Source organism: Cupriavidus taiwanensis, from assembly GCF_900250075.1.
Classification (GTDB): Bacteria; Pseudomonadota; Gammaproteobacteria; order Burkholderiales; family Burkholderiaceae; genus Cupriavidus; species Cupriavidus taiwanensis_C.
Window position 1 is genome coordinate 239,806 of record NZ_LT977072.1, and the last position, 19,143, is coordinate 258,948.

13 protein-coding genes and 4 pseudogenes are annotated in these 19,143 nt (G+C 60.4%); 6 read left to right on the plus strand and 11 right to left on the minus strand.

Annotation, left to right across the window (positions count from 1 at the left end; genetic code table 11):
- Window positions 1–83: 83 nt before the first annotated feature.
- The 3 genes and pseudogenes from CBM2588_RS29860 to CBM2588_RS29870 form a co-directional block, all read right to left on the minus strand.
- Complete coding sequence (locus tag CBM2588_RS29860; RefSeq protein WP_116335516.1) at window positions 84–728, minus strand: integrase core domain-containing protein; 645 nt, start codon at window positions 726–728, stop codon at window positions 84–86.
- Window positions 729–888: 160 nt separating this feature from the next.
- A pseudogene (locus tag CBM2588_RS29865) lies at window positions 889–1,066 on the minus strand (transposase family protein); the annotation flags it as partial.
- A 2,201-nt stretch (window positions 1,067–3,267) separates the two neighbouring features.
- Window positions 3,268–3,702: pseudogene (locus tag CBM2588_RS29870) on the minus strand (DDE-type integrase/transposase/recombinase); the annotation flags it as partial.
- Between the two features lie 1,466 nt (window positions 3,703–5,168).
- Between CBM2588_RS29870 and CBM2588_RS29875 the strand changes: the two are divergent.
- The 4 genes and pseudogenes from CBM2588_RS29875 (at window position 5,169) to CBM2588_RS29890 (ending at window position 9,970) form a co-directional block, all read left to right on the plus strand.
- Window positions 5,169–6,449 carry a hypothetical protein gene (locus CBM2588_RS29875; protein WP_147298470.1) on the plus strand — a complete coding sequence of 427 codons (1,281 nt, stop codon included), beginning with the start codon at window positions 5,169–5,171 and terminating at the stop codon, window positions 6,447–6,449.
- Window positions 6,450–6,630: 181 nt separating this feature from the next.
- Window positions 6,631–7,734, plus strand: a pseudogene (locus CBM2588_RS29880) (transposase).
- Window positions 7,735–8,424: 690 nt separating this feature from the next.
- Window positions 8,425–8,661 (plus strand): annotated as a pseudogene (locus CBM2588_RS29885) (IS66 family transposase); the annotation flags it as partial.
- 382 nt (window positions 8,662–9,043) lie between these two features.
- Window positions 9,044–9,970 carry a tyrosine-type recombinase/integrase gene (locus CBM2588_RS29890; protein ID WP_373424425.1) on the plus strand — a complete coding sequence of 309 codons (927 nt, stop codon included), beginning with the start codon at window positions 9,044–9,046 and terminating at the stop codon, window positions 9,968–9,970.
- Window positions 9,971–10,232: 262 nt separating this feature from the next.
- Here the strand turns inward: CBM2588_RS29890 and CBM2588_RS29895 are convergent, their stop codons facing one another.
- The 8 genes from CBM2588_RS29895 to CBM2588_RS31760 form a co-directional block, all read right to left on the minus strand.
- Window positions 10,233–10,433, minus strand: a complete 201-nt coding sequence (locus CBM2588_RS29895; protein ID WP_115683924.1) for a cell division protein ZapA — start codon at window positions 10,431–10,433, stop codon at window positions 10,233–10,235.
- On the minus strand, window positions 10,417–10,716 hold the full coding sequence (locus CBM2588_RS29900; RefSeq protein ID WP_115683925.1) for a hypothetical protein: 300 nt from the start codon (window positions 10,714–10,716) through the stop codon (window positions 10,417–10,419). The genes CBM2588_RS29895 and CBM2588_RS29900 overlap by 17 nt, the downstream gene beginning before the upstream one ends.
- Window positions 10,717–10,776: 60 nt before the next feature.
- Window positions 10,777–11,007 (minus strand): hypothetical protein, encoded by a 231-nt coding sequence (locus CBM2588_RS29905; protein WP_115683926.1) that lies wholly within the window; start codon window positions 11,005–11,007, stop codon window positions 10,777–10,779.
- 210 nt (window positions 11,008–11,217) lie between these two features.
- Window positions 11,218–13,542: an AAA family ATPase gene (locus CBM2588_RS29910; RefSeq protein WP_115683927.1), complete on the minus strand. Its 2,325-nt coding sequence runs from the start codon at window positions 13,540–13,542 to the stop codon at window positions 11,218–11,220.
- The gene (locus tag CBM2588_RS29915) at window positions 13,524–14,045 is read right to left on the minus strand and encodes a hypothetical protein (RefSeq protein ID WP_115683928.1); all 522 of its coding nucleotides are present in this window, start codon (window positions 14,043–14,045) and stop codon (window positions 13,524–13,526) included. The genes CBM2588_RS29910 and CBM2588_RS29915 overlap by 19 nt, the downstream gene beginning before the upstream one ends.
- Window positions 14,046–14,205: 160 nt before the next feature.
- A complete protein-coding gene (locus CBM2588_RS29920) occupies window positions 14,206–15,612 on the minus strand; it encodes a metallophosphoesterase family protein (protein WP_115683929.1) in 1,407 nt (468 codons plus the stop codon).
- A 104-nt stretch (window positions 15,613–15,716) separates the two neighbouring features.
- Window positions 15,717–17,018, minus strand: a complete 1,302-nt coding sequence (locus tag CBM2588_RS29925) for a recombination directionality factor (RefSeq protein ID WP_115683930.1) — start codon at window positions 17,016–17,018, stop codon at window positions 15,717–15,719.
- A complete protein-coding gene (locus CBM2588_RS31760) occupies window positions 16,967–17,278 on the minus strand; it encodes a DUF7696 family protein (RefSeq protein ID WP_115666878.1) in 312 nt (103 codons plus the stop codon). The genes CBM2588_RS29925 and CBM2588_RS31760 overlap by 52 nt, the downstream gene beginning before the upstream one ends.
- Before the next feature lie 642 nt (window positions 17,279–17,920).
- Between CBM2588_RS31760 and CBM2588_RS29930 the strand changes: the two genes are divergently transcribed.
- Both CBM2588_RS29930 and CBM2588_RS29935 read left to right on the plus strand, forming a co-directional pair.
- Window positions 17,921–18,526 carry a hypothetical protein gene (locus CBM2588_RS29930; protein ID WP_147298471.1) on the plus strand — a complete coding sequence of 202 codons (606 nt, stop codon included), beginning with the start codon at window positions 17,921–17,923 and terminating at the stop codon, window positions 18,524–18,526.
- Window positions 18,527–18,546: 20 nt separating this feature from the next.
- The gene (locus tag CBM2588_RS29935; protein ID WP_147298472.1) at window positions 18,547–19,140 is read left to right on the plus strand and encodes a hypothetical protein; all 594 of its coding nucleotides are present in this window, start codon (window positions 18,547–18,549) and stop codon (window positions 19,138–19,140) included.
- The last annotated feature ends 3 nt before the right edge of the window (window positions 19,141–19,143 follow it).

Here is a 19,143-nt window from a genome sequence, read left to right on the forward strand (position 1 = left end):
CGTTTTGGTGCAAATGGTCACGAAGAATGCCGGATTTCTTTTGCTAGCCCCGGTGTGTGTCAAGATAGTTGTCGCGTCCGCCGTTATGCTGCTTTCCGGTGCTCGCTAGCTTCCTGCTCAGTTCGTTCGGGGTTCAAGAAGACCACTGGATCCAGCTTCCAATTGCGGATCCCTCGCGACCAGCGCTGCGGATGTCGGGCGCGAGCTGCCTGATATAGCATCGTGCGTCGCGCCAGTAGGGGCGGCGCTTCGCCGCTGTGCCGCTGGTGCGTGACGTACTTCAGGCCACTGTGGCGATGCTCCTCGTTGTACCAGCACACAAACCGGCACACCCAATCGCGCGCCTGCTGCAGCGTGTCGAACGGCCGATCCGGCCACAGCGGGCAGTATTCGGCTGTGCGGAACAGCGCTTCCGCGCAAGCGTTGTCATTGCTCACACGTGGACGACTGTATGAGGGCTGCACGCCCAGGTAACCCATCATCGCCAGCATCGTCCCTCCTTTCATGACGCTGCCGTTGTCCGAATGCAGCACCAGCACCAGCGGCCGGCCGGCGGTCCTCTCGCGCAAACAGCCCAGCGACAGCAGTTCGCTGGCATGGTTGGCCGATTCGCTCTCGTGCACCTCGTTGACTACCAGCTTGCGGCTGTAGATGTCCTGGATCATGTACCAGTAGAAGAACCGACCTTTCACCGTCGTGGGCATCCACGTGATATCCCAGCACCACACCTGGTTGGGGCCACGCGAGGGCCTGGCGCGCGCCGCTCTTTACCGCTTCATCGATCAACGCAATGGCTTCGCGCGATCCGAGACGTTGATCAGTCCTCCTCGTCCCTTCCCCAGATCGCCTCGGCTTCTTTTCTTAGCATCAGCAGCGCTGCAGTTTCCGCCAGCGCGGCGTCCGGGGCACATTCAGCACCACTCGGTTCGAACAACGGAAGATCGCGCACGCGCCGCCCCGCGGTCTCATGGACCTGCCGGCACTTCAAGCCGCATTCCTCGCAGTACATGACCTCGTTAACCGGCTTCAGGTACAGCGCCAGCGTACGGCTTTCCCCTTCAGGCCAAACTTACCCGAACCAGCATCCTGCCCCTCATGTACCCTCTTAACGGCCATTAGGATACGGCATGTGGCAATTCAGCCCCCCGGAATTCTTCGAAGAACCCAAAGAAAAGCGCCCGACGAGACGTCGGGCGCTATAAGGGACGCATTGTCGGAGGATACATACAACCGACTCGGGTGCACCAAACTAGGCGCAACCCCGATGAACATACTAATCGCAGCCCACAAAAAGTATTATCAGATCTTCTCGAATTTCCCCTAAGGATTTTCTGATATGTCACGAGCCCGCAAGTCAACAATATGAGTGCGAACCTATCTAGTCCATCCAGCTCTACTTGTCACAGGTGGAAACACATACCAGGCACCGTCGCAGTGCCGGAAGAACATGATCGACAGCGTACCAGTAGCGCGGTTGCACTCCACACAAACAAAACGGCTGCGGCAGTCTCGCAGGCGGCCCGTACCGATAACGCGGGGCGGGTCCCCTACGGACGGTGCAAGCCATTTGTCAACCATTGAACGTAACGACTTCTCTGCTCCCATGCTTCCTCCATTGACGGATAGTTGATGGAAATCTCGAACGCATTCTGTGCTTTCGTAACGCCACTACAGGCGAGAGCACGATCCAACCGCCGACCTTTGGAGCGATGAATTGCCCCAGGTTCGTCCGATTGCATTTAACGGACGTCCCTAATATCCACGACGACATACTCCGACCGACATTTCCCACATGAATTAGGCAGCACACTGAGATCCATCGTGACAAACGGCAAAATTTCCGAGTTAACCTATTGATGCATCCCATGGATTGAACGCATGACCTCAAGAGGCAAACGGGCACACAACCGTTTCCTAGTTCGGCGTTTGCAGAGAAATCACTCCGCGAAATCCACCCCATTGCGCCACATGCGTTAACCTAGACATAAGGTCGCGCGTTAGCCGCGCCGCACTTTGCCATGATTTCTGTATAACCCGGGCAGCTACCGGTCGGACTATTCATTTTCGAACTGCCAGCCCCAATAGAGACACATCAAGCCGATCAATATGAGAGCACCTCCGCCGGCCATGGGCGAGAATCGCGGACAGGAAAAACGCCCGACGTGAACCCCAGCCGCACCAAGCGAAGCGTTGGTGGGAAAAAAAACGATTTGGAGTGAATTGTGCGATCTCAATTAGCATAATATCCGCTACCCGCAGCCACAGGCATCAGAACTTATCGAATTTTAAGTAAGGATTTCCTTATATTCCATCCACTACAAGATGAAAATATTATCGATATTACGGTAATTTCCCAGGCAACCGAGCCGGCGGATCCCAGCTAAGGTCATTCACTCCCTCTAGTGGCGAGCACACCTAAACAACAGATGTGCATCAGGCGCCCAGTTGTTTGAGACGGAATCACGCATCAGATGGGTCCGGTGACTCGTGACACTGGATTAACAGCCCGGCATATCCGCGCCACGGACACGAGGGACAACTTTATCGCTGGTATGGTCTGATGGTGGATACTACGGATCGAAGCAGTCTCCGGGCACAATTCGTTGTCCCAAGGAAAATTTCATCGCTTTTGCGGACCGCGACTCAGCGTGATACTGACCGTCTCGTCAAGCATTGATGATCGATGTCCCCATACACTCGCCGACCTCATCTTCAACGGACTGTAAGGAAAACCAAGTACCAAGCATCGCGCGCCTCAATCTGTACCTGTACAGGTACTGCCGTCTTCAAAATCAACTCGACCGCCGCGAGAAGTTCACCCATACTGGCAACGCATACTACGTTGGACAAGCGAGGTCGTATCACTCACCCGACTGCTGCTAGTAAGACCCAAGACCTAAAGATACCGATGGTTGGCACTAACGCAGCCTTGCGCTCGAGCGATAAAACAAAGCGCTACCGGGGCATTACGATACAACCCCTCTAGCTGATGCAGTCGCTGAAAGGCAATCGATGCCAGGGATAACCTGTCCTCCGCAGCAGCTCTCCGAATCGGCGCCCAGAAGCAACGCTGCGTCGGGTGGAGATACTCCCCCTCCGAATAGCCGTCCCTGTCCAAAGTTACAACCAAGTCCCCTCAGGAATATCGGCTTGCATTTGATTCTCCACCCCTTTCGCTACTACATCGACTCCGAGGCTTTTTCCCCACGCCGGCAATGGACGATACGAGTGAGGTTCCCTCTGTTTTCGCGTTCCATAGGTCACGGGTTATGCAGCCGTATCTTTCGCCGGCTGAGCAGTGAGCCAGTCCTGCAGGAGCTGGGCCTGCGATTACGTAGCCGAGCGACGAATGACGACCACTGCGGTTATAGAACACTTCGATGTATTCGAACAAGTCCGCAGCGGCCTCACGCTGCATCCGGTACCGCGTGGAATGAACTCGTTCGTTCTTCAAACGCTGGAATTCCTGGCTCGCGTACTGGCTGCCACGGTACCCGTGATACAGCGCGCCGGGAGCAGGCCTGCGGCGGAACCACGCCAACGCCAACGCATCCGTCACAAGGTTCGCCGCCATGGGCGGCTTGATGGACCAGCCTACGACTTCCCGATTGAACAGATCCAGCACGACCGCCAGATACAGCCATCCCTCTTCGGTCCAGATGTAGTGATGTCCGAGCTGAACACCTGGTTCGGCGCGGCCGGTGGCCGTGCAAACCTGTCCACCTCCAATACCTTCAGAAATAGCCACAGCTTCGCGATGCAGGTACACCCCCAGTCCAGCGTCGAGGCCGAACATCAATGGTCTCCACTCAGCGCTTCGATCATTGCCTTTACGAGCCCAACGTCTCGCTCGCTGCATTCGAACTCGAGCGATTCACCGTTGGACAGCTTTACGCTCACATAGCGCCAGCGGTTGCGCTTGCTGCGGTGTCGGGATAGCCAGTCGTTGAGGCCGCTTTGTGGCAAGGCACCACAAGTGTCTGGATTGAACGGGAGTCCATAACCCGCTGGACAACCGGCACGAATGTCTACAACGGACCTTGCGGCTACGCTGAATCTCGGTACTCCCGAGTCCATTTGCGCAACTGGTTAGCGTTGATGCGGGCCCTTGAGCGCGGTGCCAGAAACTGATGCTCCCAATTAAAGACTAAACTCAATTAGACGCCGCTTGGCCGCTGCCTCGTAGTCACGGGTCCCATTGGACCGCCCCCCTGCAGCGGAATTGGTCCATCTCCTCTTGGATCATGTTGCGTTCGCAATATCTTTGCGGACGAAAGCCTGCCAACGTTCAAGCCTCAATACCAGATGTCGTCAATTGAGCGTTTACAAAATCTCTGACAGCGAGCGTGGCGGGTCTCGTTTTTCTACCGCGACCAGCATGCGGAAATCTTTTCGTGTAGTTCTTATGCCAAGAACCCTGCGCCTTGATTTCCATTCCTTGTGTTGTCCGCATTCTCAACTGGCGCGCGTGGGCACGAATCGGTGCAAATCAACAGGGAATAGGTTGCCGTACTTTAGAGCCTCATGAATGAACGGTGTTGGGACAGCGCTTACAGAAGCCTCAGCTTCCGGCGGATGATCCAGCCGCTGCTTTTACGCAAGCGTATAGGGCCAAGTCGATCCTGATGGCTGACAGCTCTTGATTCCTATTCCGGACAAGCGGCGCAAGAGTTACGTGCTAAGCTAAGCAACGGTGGCCGCCTTGCCCCCCTTGTAGACCCGCCCAGCAGCGTATGACGACCTCTTGAAGCCAACACAGGGCGAGCCCTGAGTTTTAGCTTAGCGCAAGCGCTGACCCGAGCATCGCCGAGCAGTCGGACCTGATGACACCGCGCGTCGCAATACTAACGAGACGGCGGCGCGGCGAAAATCAGTAACCTTTGATGAATATCAATTCCTTTTTAACCTCGCCCGGTAATACTTGGCAACGCCGATTTTTCTTGATACTTTCCCGACATATATTTAACTTTTCGTGTGCTTTGTAATAACGAGAAGGATGCATTATGAGAAATTTCGCGTTGCTCATCTTTTCTTTTCTAATCGGGGGCTGCGCCACCGTTCCGAGCCTGCGCGTTTTCAGTGCGCCCGAACATGCCTGTAACAACGACCCCGCGCTATGTCGGATGGTAGTGACGGCGGAGCAGGTTTGCGCTCTGGGCGAGAACAACATGGATTCGCGCAAGCCGGATTCGATCGTAATGCGCTTCGACCTGACCGCGGACCCGGCGATGGACAATGCCGTGTCGTCGTGGTACCGGGGTACGGACAACTTCACTTATAAAACCGCATACGACATGACCCAAGCCCGGGGGCCGCTGGGCAGCCAGGGGCCGCTAGGAGCTTTTGGACCACTCAGTTATATCGGACCATTGAGGCTGCGCGGACAAAGCACCCAACCAACCGCTCCTGACAAATCCTACTACAACAACTGGTGCCCTGTACCCGACTCCGAAGATGACGACAAGTGCGTCTATGGTTCACATGGTCCCTTGGGTTCATCTTATTCCGCTGGCTTAGGTTGTCCCCTAGGATTTGGTTGCTCCATAGACTTAGATTTTCCGGCAGATGTGCGAGCACCACTAAACCCTACGGGATACTTCAAGGATATGTATCATCTTCAGGAAAAGAACACTTGGTGGGGCAACTATACGCACAACCTGGATTCGGCCGGCGTCTGGGGCATTCAAGGGCCACTCGGGCCCACGGGGGCACTCGGCGCCCTCGGGCCCTTGGGGCCGCTTGGCATCTCGGTACAAGCCGGCATGACCACGACCTCTGACGGCGTGTACAAAGTAGGTTCTGAAACCGTCCGGCAAACTCAGCCAGTGCGCTACAGCCATGACGCCACCGTCTTCAGGACATACGAGCTGTTCGAGATGTATTCCAAATCGTATGCGCAGACTATGGGCACCAGCTGTCCCGTCTGCGAAGTTAATGACACCTCTTTTGGCGTTGACTCGAGCAAACAGGGGGTGGCGGTCAGCGGGGACGAGTATCTTTTTACCGCCAACCACGACCAGTTCGTGTCGATCAACGTTGTGCCGATCAACGCCTTTAACGATTATGGTCTGGAGCTTTACCTGTTCAAGGACGGGGGCGAAAACTATACCTTGCTGGCAAGCTCGAAGTCAAACGGGGGTATCAATTTATCATTCTGGTGGCCATACTGGAAGATTGGCGATGGCCTGATGGACTTTATCGTGATGCGCGTCAAACCGGGGGAAATGTTCAGGATCAGGGTTATTCAGCAGCAATTGCAGGAGCCATCTTTCCCTGGTTACTATTTGTTCACGACCGGTTCCGGGCTGGCCGAGACAACCAACGGCTTGACCAACATGAACCCGGATATCTGGGGTCCAAGACTCCAACAGGATGGGACCAAGCGCTTCAACATCAGCGGCGCACATCAGCAGTGGGAGGCGTGGGAAGGTGTGGGAGAAGGCCGTTGAAGGAATGACAGCAACCAGATCCCGCTGACGTCGCCAAATCCTTTCGCCGCCCGAGGAAAGGCGTAAAAACAGAAATCGTGAGACTGCATTGCGCTGACATGAAGGTCGGCGCGCGTTCCGCCATCGCCGGATCCGACAAAGCTACCAAGCCTGTCAGACATTTTTGTGTTTAGGGCATATCATGCCACGCAAAACTAAGACGAGCCAAGCCGCAGACCGTGAGCCCCCGACCATCTCCGATGACCTGATTGCCCATTCGTCAAGGGTCCGATGACCGCCGAGGCGGTGCAGGACGCCTCCTCGGCGTTCAGGACGGCCCTGATCGATCGGGCCCCTCGGCGCCGAGCTCGGTCATCACCTGGGCTACCCAGCTGGTGCCGAGCGCCGGTGCATCTCGGCCAAGCAGCGCAAGGCAAGGGCGCCAAGACGGTTCTGACCGAAGATGGCCACTGCGGGTCGACATCCCACGCGACCGCGGACGCCAGCTTCGCTTCGCTCCGATCCTGATCCCCAAGCACGAGCGGCACTTCACCGGGTTCGACAACAAGATCATCGCCATATACGTCCGGGGCATGACAGTGCGCTAGATCCAGACGTTGCTGGCCGAGCAGTACGGCACCGAGGTCTCGCCCTAGTTCATCAACTCGGTGACCGATGCGGCCATGAAGGCATGTACCCGGTGGTGTTCTTCGACGCGCTGCGGGTAATGTCCGCACCGTTCGATGAGATGGGCGGCAAGCACAGCGTGAATCTCGTTCTTGAGCCGCGTCCGCTGCCGCACGGTGGCCTTAAGGGCATGAAACAGGCCTTGAATGCGGTGTTTCCGAATACGACGCTGCAGACCTGCATCGTGCATCTGGATCCGGAACAGCCTGGAGTACGCCGGCTGGAAGGAGCGCCGGGCCGTAGCAGCGGCTCAAGCCTGTGTACACCGCACCCACCGTCGAAGCCGCGCCCTTCGAGCAAGGGAAATGGGGTATGGACTATCCTCCGATCGCCGCGTCGTTGCGTCGCGCCTGAGATCAGGAGATCCCGTTCTTTACGTTCCCGTCGGCGATCCGCCGGATCATCTACACAACAAACGAAAGTATCCAACGCAGCGCAGTTGCGCAAGATCGTCAAGACACTGGGCCACTTCCCCAGCCATAACGCGGCCACCAAGCTGCTATGGCTGGCCCTGCGCAACATCATCAGGAAGTGCGGCAGTTCAACGCACGACTGGAAGGCTGCCATGAACCAGTCTGCGATCCTCTACGAAGAACGCTTCACTCATACGCATCGTTGAGATAATGCCGGCTCACCGGTCAAGCTGACGGTGAGCCTTTAACTGCCCTGCACATAAAACGACTGCCAGCCCCGAAGATCTCCCCTATCCGGTTCTCGGACAGACGATGGTGCGCCCGGAACGTGGATTGCTCACTTGACACCGCCCCGCTATGGGGGTCAAACATCGCCCATCGGAGAACCATAATATGGCGCTGGGACACCACGGCTCATCAAAAGTCATTCAGATTCAACCACTAGTGAACGCCGTGTCCCCTCATCTGAATATGCGAACTGCGCAGAGCAAAGATGCTGACACCCTTCAGGGATTCCCAAAGATTGAGCAGAAGACAGCACTAAACACGTCGAACGGTATGCACGCATGTTCCGACGGGGCGGCAGCATTTGCCACCACCCCGATTAGCATAGCTATCACCACACCGTTACACAGTACCCACTTCATTTTGGACATTATCGCTCCTTTCCGAAAAGTTACCAGGTTTTAAGTCCTGCGACGCACTGCACAGTCGGCAGGCAAGCATGGACCGCACGCTCTGTGCGCGACTTGTGTCCAAGCATCTACCAGGCCATGTGGGCCTCAACCGCTCTCCGCCCCAAAGGGCACAGGCAATAACGCATTAGCGGGAAATTGCATCGCGCACCTGCGTCAGCTATCCAACAATGAACGTTTGATTTCTTTCACTCTGACAACATCGAAGCGCTCAAGGCCCCGCTGCTGGAGCGCGATGCCCGCATCGGGCATCTGCAGTACATGGTCGAACCGCAGAAGGCAGCGACGGCAACGGACAAGGCGGAGATCGAGCATCTCAAGTTGCTGATTGCAAAGCTGCGCCGCATGCAGTTCAGCCGTCGCTCGGAGGAGCCGGACCGCCAGATTGAACAGCTCGAACTGCGCCTGGAAGAACTCAGGGCCGACGAAGGTTGCGCCAACGCTTTGTGACCGAATCGGCCAGCATCCCAACGGCACGCCCCTCTCGCAGTATGGCTGGATTGAAGCCGGCGCCACGGTCAGCGAGACTTACCGGGTCGCATCGAGATTGCCCGCAAGGCCCAGGGTGTGGCGCTCTGTGACGCACCGGGCGGACCAAAGCCTCTGCGCCTGCTATTTCTCCAGAGACCACGCCTTTTGCAGCATATTGCCGACATGCTCGACGGCAGCTATCCGCGGTACGCCCGGACCCGCGCAAGGCTCGCGGAACGGCGCAACCGATATGGCCGGGCACGGTACTGACCCCCGCCTGCTGGCAGTGTCCGCCTCAGTGAGGCGGCAGGGGTGTGGGTGATGCCAAATCCAGTATATAACAGCGAGCATGGAACAAATGGACTCACTCTGGCTCACGAATCCCACCTTGGCCTACCGAGACTGGCAAGCGCGGGAGGCCACCGGCGTGGATCGCCGGCCATTCTCGGCGCGCTCGATTGTCCAGCACCAGGCGATGTTCGAGCACTTTCGCAGGCACCTGTTGGCGCGCGGCGCCAGCATCCTCTCGTTCGGCGCCGATGATATCGACGCGTTCTGGCAAACGACCGATGCGCGGTCCTACGCCCAGGCTACCCGGGTGCGGTACGTCAAGCTGCTGGACCGCCTGTGCCGGCATCTGGTCTTCTCCGGTGTCCGACACGACAACCCGGCGGCCGCGCTGCTTGCTGCCGAGCGATGGCCCGATCGCGAGCCGACGCCGCAGTACCTGGACGCGGCCCAGGATGCGCGCCTGCAGGCCTTCCTGCAGGCGCCTGGCGTGGATCTAGCCAGTCAGCGCGGCCGCGCGATCGTAGCAATCTTCCTGGCCACCGGCATCACAGCGTCAGAAGCCCGTGCCGCACGACTGGTAGATCTGCAACTCGACGCGAGCCCGCCCTATCTGTTCGTGCCGGCGCATGGACCTCGGGAGGCCCGCACCGTGCACCTGCAGGAATTCGCCGTGCCGCTCCTGCGCGTCTGGCTCGCCCGGCGTACGACACAGCCCATCGACAGCGACCTGCTTTTCACACTGACGCCGGAAGGCCGACCCATCACGGATATGAGCTTTGGGCGGATCGTGTCCGCTGCGCTGGAAGCAATCGGATTTGCTGGCGCTGAGCCGAGCCCGCGCACGCTGCGCAATACGTTCTGCCGGCGCCTGCTGCTCGCAGGCCTGCCGCGCGAGATCGTCAGTCGCATGCTGGGGCTGGCCAGCCACCGCACGTGCGACCGCATTGCGGCAACCATAGAATCCGAAGACGGAGACCAACCATGACCATCCCGCTGGAAGCCGCTAAAGCCATCTATAGGCACGCAGTCGACCCCAGAGCCAGCGACGGCGAAGGGGAGGCGTGGTGGGTGCCGTCGCTGACGAGGCAAATCAGGTCGTCAGCGCCAAGGACGCCGCCACGGCAGCGGCCGTTATTGCCTGGTGGCATCACGATTGGAGCCAGGTGGCAGACAGCCCAAGGGCCCCTCGTTAGACAGGGGCACGCCCCAATGGGGGCTGTGCCCCCATGGGTTGGTAGAAAAAACGATTAGAGTTCGACGAGATGCGCCACGAAGCTGCAGTCCTCCTGCGACCCGGCAATGCGCTGCCCTTCCGGGCAAGTCGCAAAGTCCGCGACATGGGCCTCGATTTCGTCGGCGATCTGGCGAAGCCGGTGCGTCGCCACGGCCGGACCATGGGCACCGCGGAATTCCGGCGCCTGAAGCGAAATGCTAACGAGCATTTCCATTCGCACTCCCGGATATGGCCAGTTGCGGGCACTGCTTGCGCAATGCCTTCTGGTTGGTGTCGATATACGTGCGCACGCCGTCCATCATGATGGCCAACTGGTGGTTCAAACAGGCCGCGTCCTTTGACACCTCGACCTCTTTCGCAGACTCGAAGGCCGCCAGTACCTTCTCCCGCGCAACATCAGCGCCCATCCAGGCCATCACGCGGATAAACGTGTGCACCTTCTTGCCGCGCGGTAGCAACTTGGCGGCTTCGGCCGCCGGAATCATGATCTTTTCCATCGTCTGCTGAATTCCAAAAGAAATGCCCTCCGAAGAGGGCGATGCATGGGGCGGTACCGCTCAGAGCCAGGCCGAACGGACGAGATTCATGACGCTGCGTGTCCTGCGAAGCTTGCGCACATGGGAGGCAAGCCACAGCATCGAGATCAGGGTAATCGCAAGACCACATCCAAGCAACTGCGGTCGCAGAAGACCGCTATCCGAAGCGGTGACGACAAAGAAGAGCGCGACGAACAACACGGCAACGATCGCGAGGACCGCACCGCCAGACGCGCGAGACTGAACAACCATGGCAAGACTCCTGTTGAACGGAAGCCTTGCCCATAGGGACAAGGCCCCTATGGGTGAAGAAAAAGCTGTGCCGGCAGAGCCGGCAAGGTCGATGCGTCAAAGACGCGGTAAGCACGGCAATTCTAGCGCCCAAACTCCCGCGCTTCAAAAGAAAAATGCCCGCCCCCTTTTCGGGGAGCGGGCATAGGCAAAGATGGAACGTGGGCGCGACTACTGGGCAGCCAGCGCAACGACATCGATGACACCATCTGCGTCGTCGACGAGGTCTGGCGTCTGGGAAATGAAGAACTCGCGCTCGTAACCCCCGACCCGCAGCACTTCGCGCTTCATCTTCATGAAGGCGCGCTTACGCTCCGGATCCAGCGGCCCGTCTGCCTCGTCGGTGAAAAGCGTCTGGAAGGCATGCTGCGCGTGCTGCGCCCGGTAAAGCGCAATACCCCGGGTCAGGCATTCGTTGATCCACACCTTCTGCCCTCCACTGATCACGCCAAACTCCTTCGAGCTGTCGTTCTCAGCGTCGAGCACGGCGATGGAGAACCCCTCCCTGGCTTCGCCGCTGGCAAGCAGCGTCTGCGTCTGGATCGCGATGGTGAATCGCGGTCCGTAGCAGGCGAGCAGCAGATCGTTGACGATGCGGGTAATGGCTGGTCCGGCGTCATCGATCGACAGCGCGATCACGCCGTCGTTGCCAAGGCCCTTGCCGAGGAGCTTCCACAGCGCAATCTCGTCGGACAGGCGTTGAACCTGCGCTTCAAGATTGGGCAGACCAGCGAGCTCGCGCTCGATGCGGTCGCGATCGGTGGCCAGGGCACTCTGACGACGGATCAGTGTTTCGATCCTGCCGTCGGCTGCACTCACCGCCTCGCGAACACCCACGATGCGCCGATCCAAGTCAGCGATCAAGGCCGTCACGTCCGTGATAGCCAACGCATCCACCTCCCGCTGCACTGCGGCGAGTTGGGATTCAACATCCTGGATATCCCGGGCATGCCGGCTGCTCCGTTCAGTCTCCTCCCTCGTCACCGCGGCCAGATCGCAGCGGGCCTTCTCAAGAGCGGCCGTAGCACTGTCAAGCAAAGGGCGCTGAGCCGCCAGAGCGGTCAGGCGCTGCAGTTCCTGGTTGTCCCGCGTGATATCGCGCTGCAGCACCGCCACCGCTTCCCGTGCCGCCGGCAACCGCTGCAAGCTGACCTCCATCGGCTTCAGGGCTTCCTGCTTCTCCCTGTAGCTGGTGCGCAGCTTTGTCACGACGACGGCCTGTTCCTCGTACTGTCCCTTGGCCTCGCGGGCCTGGGCCAGCAACGGGCATTGGCTGTGCATCGCATGGCCGGTGCAAGGAACCGTATCCATAACATCGGTCTGGGCCTTGAGCGTTCGCGCCAGCTTCGCTGCCACCGAGCCTCGCTGTTCCATCTCGCGAAGCTCTGCTGCCAGTGTCGCATGCCGCGTCGCCACGGCTTCGACCTCGGCAAGCTCCCGCTGCCTGTCGGCAAGCTGTGCGTAGCGCTGGCCAAGGTCCAGCTGGACCGTATCACGTCGTGCAGCCGCTGCGGTGATCGCCTCGGATTGGGAAAGGGTTGCCTCACTGGCGGTGGCGGCCTGCTCAAGTTCCCGCCGGCGCGCGGCAGCCTTGGCCGCCGCCGCACGATCATCCGCAGCCAGCTGCTGGCTACGTGCCCCGAGTTCCCGCTTGCGCTGATGCAACTCGCGCAACCGGGCCTCGGTACCGGCTGAGGCTGCCTGCTTGGCCGCCAGCGTGGCACGCTCCTGCTCCAGCTTACTGCCGCAGCTCAACTGCTCCGCGCGCAGCGCCCGGGCCGATTCGAGAGCCTGGTCAAGCTCGCGAACCTCAGCAGTCATCGACACTGCGGTGTCGCGCTTGCCGGACAGCACAAGCACGTCCCGCTGCAGGGTATCGAGCGACCGGCTCAACGCCTTCGCCACATCGCCCGCCTTCGCCGACAACTCGCGCAGGTGATCGATGCCGAGCAACTCCGCTAGCAACCGCTTGATCTCGGTCGGCTGGTAGCTCGCCAAAGGACGTCGGTTCTGTGGAGAAAAGACGCTGGTGAAGAAGGCTTCGGCGGAGCCGAGCACCGAGTCAAGGCACCGGCCGTAGGTGTCGGCCTTGCCGTCGGATACGGTTCCGTCTGGCAGCTGCACGGGATTCCAGGCGCCGACGGCATCCTTCTCGAACAAGTAGTACTCCGCCTTACGGCTCTTGCCCGGGTTGCGGAATGCAAACGCCGACCGATAGACCTTGCCACCATGCTCCCACTCTAGATCCTTCTCAGCGCGGGGGGCGCAAAGGTGGTCCCAGTACGAGAATGCATCGGCCGACATCTTGCTGGCATGGCTTGGCATGATGGGATAGGGATGCAGGTTGTCCATGATCGTCGTCTTGCCGGCGCCGTTCGGGCCAACAATCGCGATCAGGCCGCCAGGCAGATCCGTCAGATCCACCGTCACGCTATCGCGATGCATGCCATCGCGGATGCCGTGAAAGCCCGCAAGGGTCAGTTTGAGTGGGCGCATTCGGCCACCTCCGCACCAGTAAAGGAATGCAGGTAGTCGGCCGGCACTTCCATCGCTTCGCCCTCGAACACGGGCAGCTCAGGAACTTCCGGCATGTCCTGCTCCGGCTGGCCAGCAATGGCGCGTTCGACAGAACGCACCGCGGCAGAGAACTGGCTTGCGGCCATCTCGAGCAGCGCCTTCCAGTCATCCAGGCCGGTAATGGCCTTCAGCTCCAGGGCGCTCCACTGCCCGGCAAAGCCGTTCGAGAACGACCAGATCAGGTCCTGCATCTCCTTGGACGGTGCAACGGAAAACCAGGTGTTTCCACCATCGGTGGCAATCGCCATCACGAGCATGTGTCCGCGCTTGGCGATCACCGCTCCGCGATCGCGGCCAAAGGGCTCGTACAGCATGCACTGCGTGAAGCCGTGCTGGTCACACAGGCGTTTCGCCAGTTCGGTGCGTGCCAGGGCAGCCTCGGCGACATGGACCCACGAAGGGCCAGCGTGGTAAAGAATCATCTTGCACTCCAGTGTGGGCGGAGCGCGCCCCTGACGGGTAGCACCCGCCAGGGTAAGAAGGAATTGGATACTGCTGGGTCGATGCGTCAATGACGCGGGTGAAACCGGGTTTCGACAGCCCATGCGGCTGTCGGAACATGGCTTGCGCATGCTCTAAGGGTTAGGCGGGTTGCCCCGCGAACAGGTCATCGGTAAGCCAATCCGTGCTGGGCGGCTCGGGCGACGGCGCCTGGGCGACCGGCGTCAGGCTGTCAGGCTCGCCGCGGTCGACAACGACAGGGGTCTCGAGGACGCCTTGCGTTGCCTCGGCCGGGACAGCCCGCAGCTGCGCCAGCACGCCGTCTGCGATCGCTTGCGCATCGAGCGTCTCCAGCATAGCCAGGCGGTCTGCCAACGGGCCCGTATCAATGCCGGTGAGCTCACCCCACCGGGCCAGCTTACCGGGCAGGCTCGCGGCGCGGCTGATGCCTTCGGCACGGCTGCGCACTGCCGGCAGTACCCGCGCCTCGACCTTGAGCTGAGCGCTTCGGGCAAAGAGTGCCTGGATAGCATCGCGGTCGACCAGCTGGCGATGCTCTTCGTTGACGGTCCAACGAACCCGCACGAACTTGTCAGCAGCTTGCGCAGCAACTTCGGCAAGCTTGGCCATGTCCGGCGGGCCGTCGAAGTCCACGCACAGCGTCTCGCGTGCCGGCGTGGCCACCAACGACGCGCTGGCGCGGCCCGGAGAGACCTGCCATTGCAGATAGCCCTTCTCACCGATCTCGCCATAGTGGAATCGCCCGATGGAGCCAGGATACGCCACTACCCTGCCCTCCCGCGCCCATTGCTGGGCACGGTGGATATGGCCGAGCATAAAAGCATCACATTCGGCGTCGAACAGCGCGCCGATGGTGAACTCGTGGTCAAAGCCGGCCATCGGCACGCCGTGCTCCGTCTGGCAGCCATTGACCGTGCCGTGCGACACACCGACCGTCGGCACGCCATGGGAGCGCCACTGTCGATTGACGGCGCCCGCGGCGGCCAGGTAGTCAGCCAGATAGTCACCAACCGCCGTCGCCGCACCGGCAACGCCCACCGCTGCAGCCAGGACCGCCTTGTTGACGGTCGGCACGCAGGTGAACACCACGGCCGGCTTGCCATACTGCACCATGACCGCTTCAATCTCAGCGCCGTTAAAGACCGGGCCTTCCGACGGTACGAATTGGCCTGCGCAGAGCGCGACTTGATGAATGCGATCGGCAACATAGACCGGATGCTGCGCCCCAATCAGGCGGAACAGATCCAGCGTGCCTTGCGGTTCATGGCTGAATGTGCCCTGGAGCATCAAGACCGGCATATGGGCCGAGAGATGATGGATCCGCCGCGCGAGAGCCGAGAGGGCCGGCGTATGCGCGTCCAGGCGGTGATCGGTAGAGTCTCCCGACACCACCCCCACCTGACAGCGCGATGCAATCGCATCGTCGACCGCAAAGCCGAAGCAGCGGTCCGCCTCGGCCAGGTGGCTGGGCGAGTAATGCAGATCTGAGAAGTGTCCCAGACGCAGGCAATCGCCTTCGTTGAGCATGCTACCTCCTGAGAGAATTGGCTGTGCCGGCAAGGCCTCAGCGCGTGGAAAAGAAAAAGGACGCCACAAGGGCGTCCGTAAGGTGAGCCAGTCGGGGGGCTGGCTCAGGGGGCAATCTCAGCCGCAATGGCTTTAACCTGCTCTCGATATGCAACCGGGTTGTTCTCCAGCGCAACGCGCATGTCGTGAATAACCTGCCGGACTGCGGCGGGCCGCTTGGTCCAGCCAACGCCAAAGCTCGCCTGCAGAAATTCGCGCAGGTCCTTGCGATCGGGTTCCTTATCGAAGCCCAACCGCGTGGCCAACTCGTTGAACGCTGCGGCCAGGTCCTCGGCATCCGATGTCTCGGCACCTTGCACCGGCTGCACGCCCGACAGCGATTTTTCGGCATCCAAAGGAGGGAAACCGGGCGACTGATCCAGCAGCGTCTGCGGCGTGTTCTCGAGCGCCGTGACCGCCTGCTGCGCGGCTTCGACGTGCGAGAGCCGCGGGCGATCCGAGCCGTCAAGGAGACCGGCCAGGTCCAGATCGGCATCGAGCGTGATGAGCCATTGCATCTGGCGCACCGGCTTGCCGAGCTCAGGATCGATCCGGCTGATCTCGACCTCCTGCTTGCTTACGAAGAACTCGACGCCGACCAGACGTCCGCGCGCCAGCGCAACCGTCTGCATGGCAGCGTGGGCCTTCTGGAGCACGTAAATTGAGGTGGTCGGCATCTGGATCAAACCAAGACCCCGGGTCGCCGGCACCGCAAAGTAGAACGCCGCGGACAGGTTGCAAACGCCCTGCTGATACTGTGGGCAGCTGTGCGGGTCGCAGCGCCCGTCGGGGATGGCATCGTCCTGCCGGAGAATGATCGGGCGGCCGCCCCACACGCGTTTCGCGCGGCTTGCGCGCGCCTCGCGCTGCACCGGCGCATACGTCTTGCAGTAGCGCAAACCGTCCGGGCCGTACTCCGAAAAGAACTGCTTGCCGCTGGCGGTGTAAGTCACCAGCTCGTTGGGCATGTTGCGCAGCCAGTCGTCGAAGGCGAACACCACCGGGAAGCGCCACAGCTTGCGGCCATTGCCGTCGCCGCGGTCTTCGCCGTAGCGCTGCAGGATGTCGTCGGCCACTGCCGGGTTGGTGAAGTCCGACCCACGGCAGGTAAACCACGGTACGTTCTTCGGCACAAGCGCATTGCGCAACTGGGTTCTGCGCTCGATCTCCAGCCCGATGGCTTCATAGGAGTGGCCCTGCGCCACCATGGCGTCATGGATGCGCACGGCTTCGGGATTCTCCCGGGCCTTGCGGGTCAGGACCTTGATGCCCGGCCGGATCTTGCCGATGATCGGCGGGCGCATCGGCCGCTCTTCTAGCAGGCTTCTGGGTCCGTCGAAGCCACCGTAGGTGATGGGTGCATGCATACGTTCAATCTCCTTTCAGAGAGAAAGCGAACGACGCTCGCCCGGATGGACGCAGCATGCTCCCGAAGGCGCAAGGCTGTGTCTGCCCCGCGCTGGGTCGTTACGGTGTTGAGGAAGGCCGCTCGCGCGGCTTCCGGAAGACTGGCGACATGTGCCGCCTCACAGAGGTTGCGCCAGGCCGCCGGCATGTCCTTGTACATCGGACGGCGGCGCTCCAGCGTCGCCGCGATCACGGCGCAAATCTCGGAATCCTGATGCATGGCAGACTCTCCCGAAACGGTCTCTCACAAACGACAAAAGCCCGCGTCCCGGGTACGCCGGAAAGCGAGCTTTGCTAGAGAGACCTGGATGCCACGCCCCTTCCGGGGGCGTGGCACTCAGGGAGCAACGCACAAAGGCGCGCCGCTCATGCGGAGGACGTAAAGTCGTCCTCGTGCAGCATGGTCACGCTGCACAACAACCCATTTCGCGAACCCACAGGTTCGGCCGCAGGTTCACGGATCGGCTCGACGTCAGCCGTTCTGCCTAGGAGGGGCCTGGAGAGAGACGCCACATGGTCCCAGGCTCGAACGGTGTCCAGCGTGCGCTCATGAAGAGGCACAGCCAAAGGCGCGTATTACGAGCTGATGAGGGAAGTGCTCGGCGAAAACACTTATCACAAGGAATATCCACACCGGTAGCCAACCGGTCGGCGCGTGCGCAAATTGCACGACTTGAAGCAGAAGATGGACTCTCAGGGAGTCAGGGTCGATGCGTCAGTGACGCGAGGTGTGAGTGAATTGTGGCACATCACAGGCCGCGGTAAAGGTAGAAAGCTCGCGAATTTGGTGTCTCTTTCTCCGAGCGTGCCAAGCGCAATGTATCTCAAAATTCCAGCTGAGAGAGATTCCACAGCATGGACCATGGCCGAACTTTTCCGTCCTCTTCCCGATGGCGACTCGCGACCCATACCGCCAGTTCCATCATTAGATCCGCCTCCAGACAGCGCGGCTTCGAACACAGGCCCAAAGCCAATTCGGCGCATGCTAAGCGAGGGACGCGTTGCAAAGATTGTTCCGCAAACGGACAGCGGCACGGAGGTGTCGTATTGCACCGACTTCGTGCGTAACTTCCTCCGCAGCGACTACAACTTTTGCACCGCCAAGTTCTCGGTGGCCAGCAAAGGAAAGATCCTCGCGCTCGACGACGCCTTTCGGCAGGCGCAGGAATGGATGGATGCGAGGCTGCAGTGGATCGAATCCAAGCCCCGGCGCCATCTCAGCTTGAAATTCCACCATCGGCAGATCGTTGTAACGCACTCCCTGGCAGGCCGGCTCATTCGCCTGCTGAACCAGCACGACAGGCTCCTCCATCGCACGCTCGGCGCATACATCGCGCAATCCATCTCCGATGCGGAAAAAGATGCTGCAGTCGTCGGCGCGGCCAAGCACATTCGTGCGATTCATCACCTCTGCATTCCTGACAACGATCAGTTCGGACCAGACGGCCGACTGATCGAGAAAGCCTGAAACCCGCTCCAGAGACCGATATGGACATCAAGGAAATCGAGCGTCTGCACGCACAGTACGCAGCCCCTCCCGTCACCATTGAGATGGAAGCCTCTGGGACAACCAGGCTTGACGCACTGTCTGCAGCGCAACCGAGCCAGCCGCCGTCCCAAGGCGGTCACTCAATCGTGGCGCGCATCAGGCCCATCCACTGGCAATGTCTGGGGATTCTGGCCATTGCCGTGCTGGCATTCGGCGGAGGTCGCTGGCTCGCGTCCAATGAAGCGCACAAGGCTCCGGCGAAGACTGCCGCTGCACAACCAGAAGCCACCGGCTCGCCGCCCATGGACGGCGGCCACGAATGGCCCGCGTCACAGCCGTCCGTGTCGCAGCCACTGGTTGCGCTCGGGCCTGCAACGATTGCACCGCCCGCAGCGCCCGAGACCCACTCCGGCGCATCCGCGAGCACGCCAGCTCCGGCGCAGAGCCATGCCAAACCTCAATCGCCCAAGGTCCAGGCGCCGAAGCAGCCTGCCTCCGTCCCGACGCCCGCACGTCAGCCGGTAGCCAGCCCCGCCCCCAGTAACCCGGCGCCGCCCGTGGCCGGCCGTGGCAACGAAATCAAACTGTTCTGATCC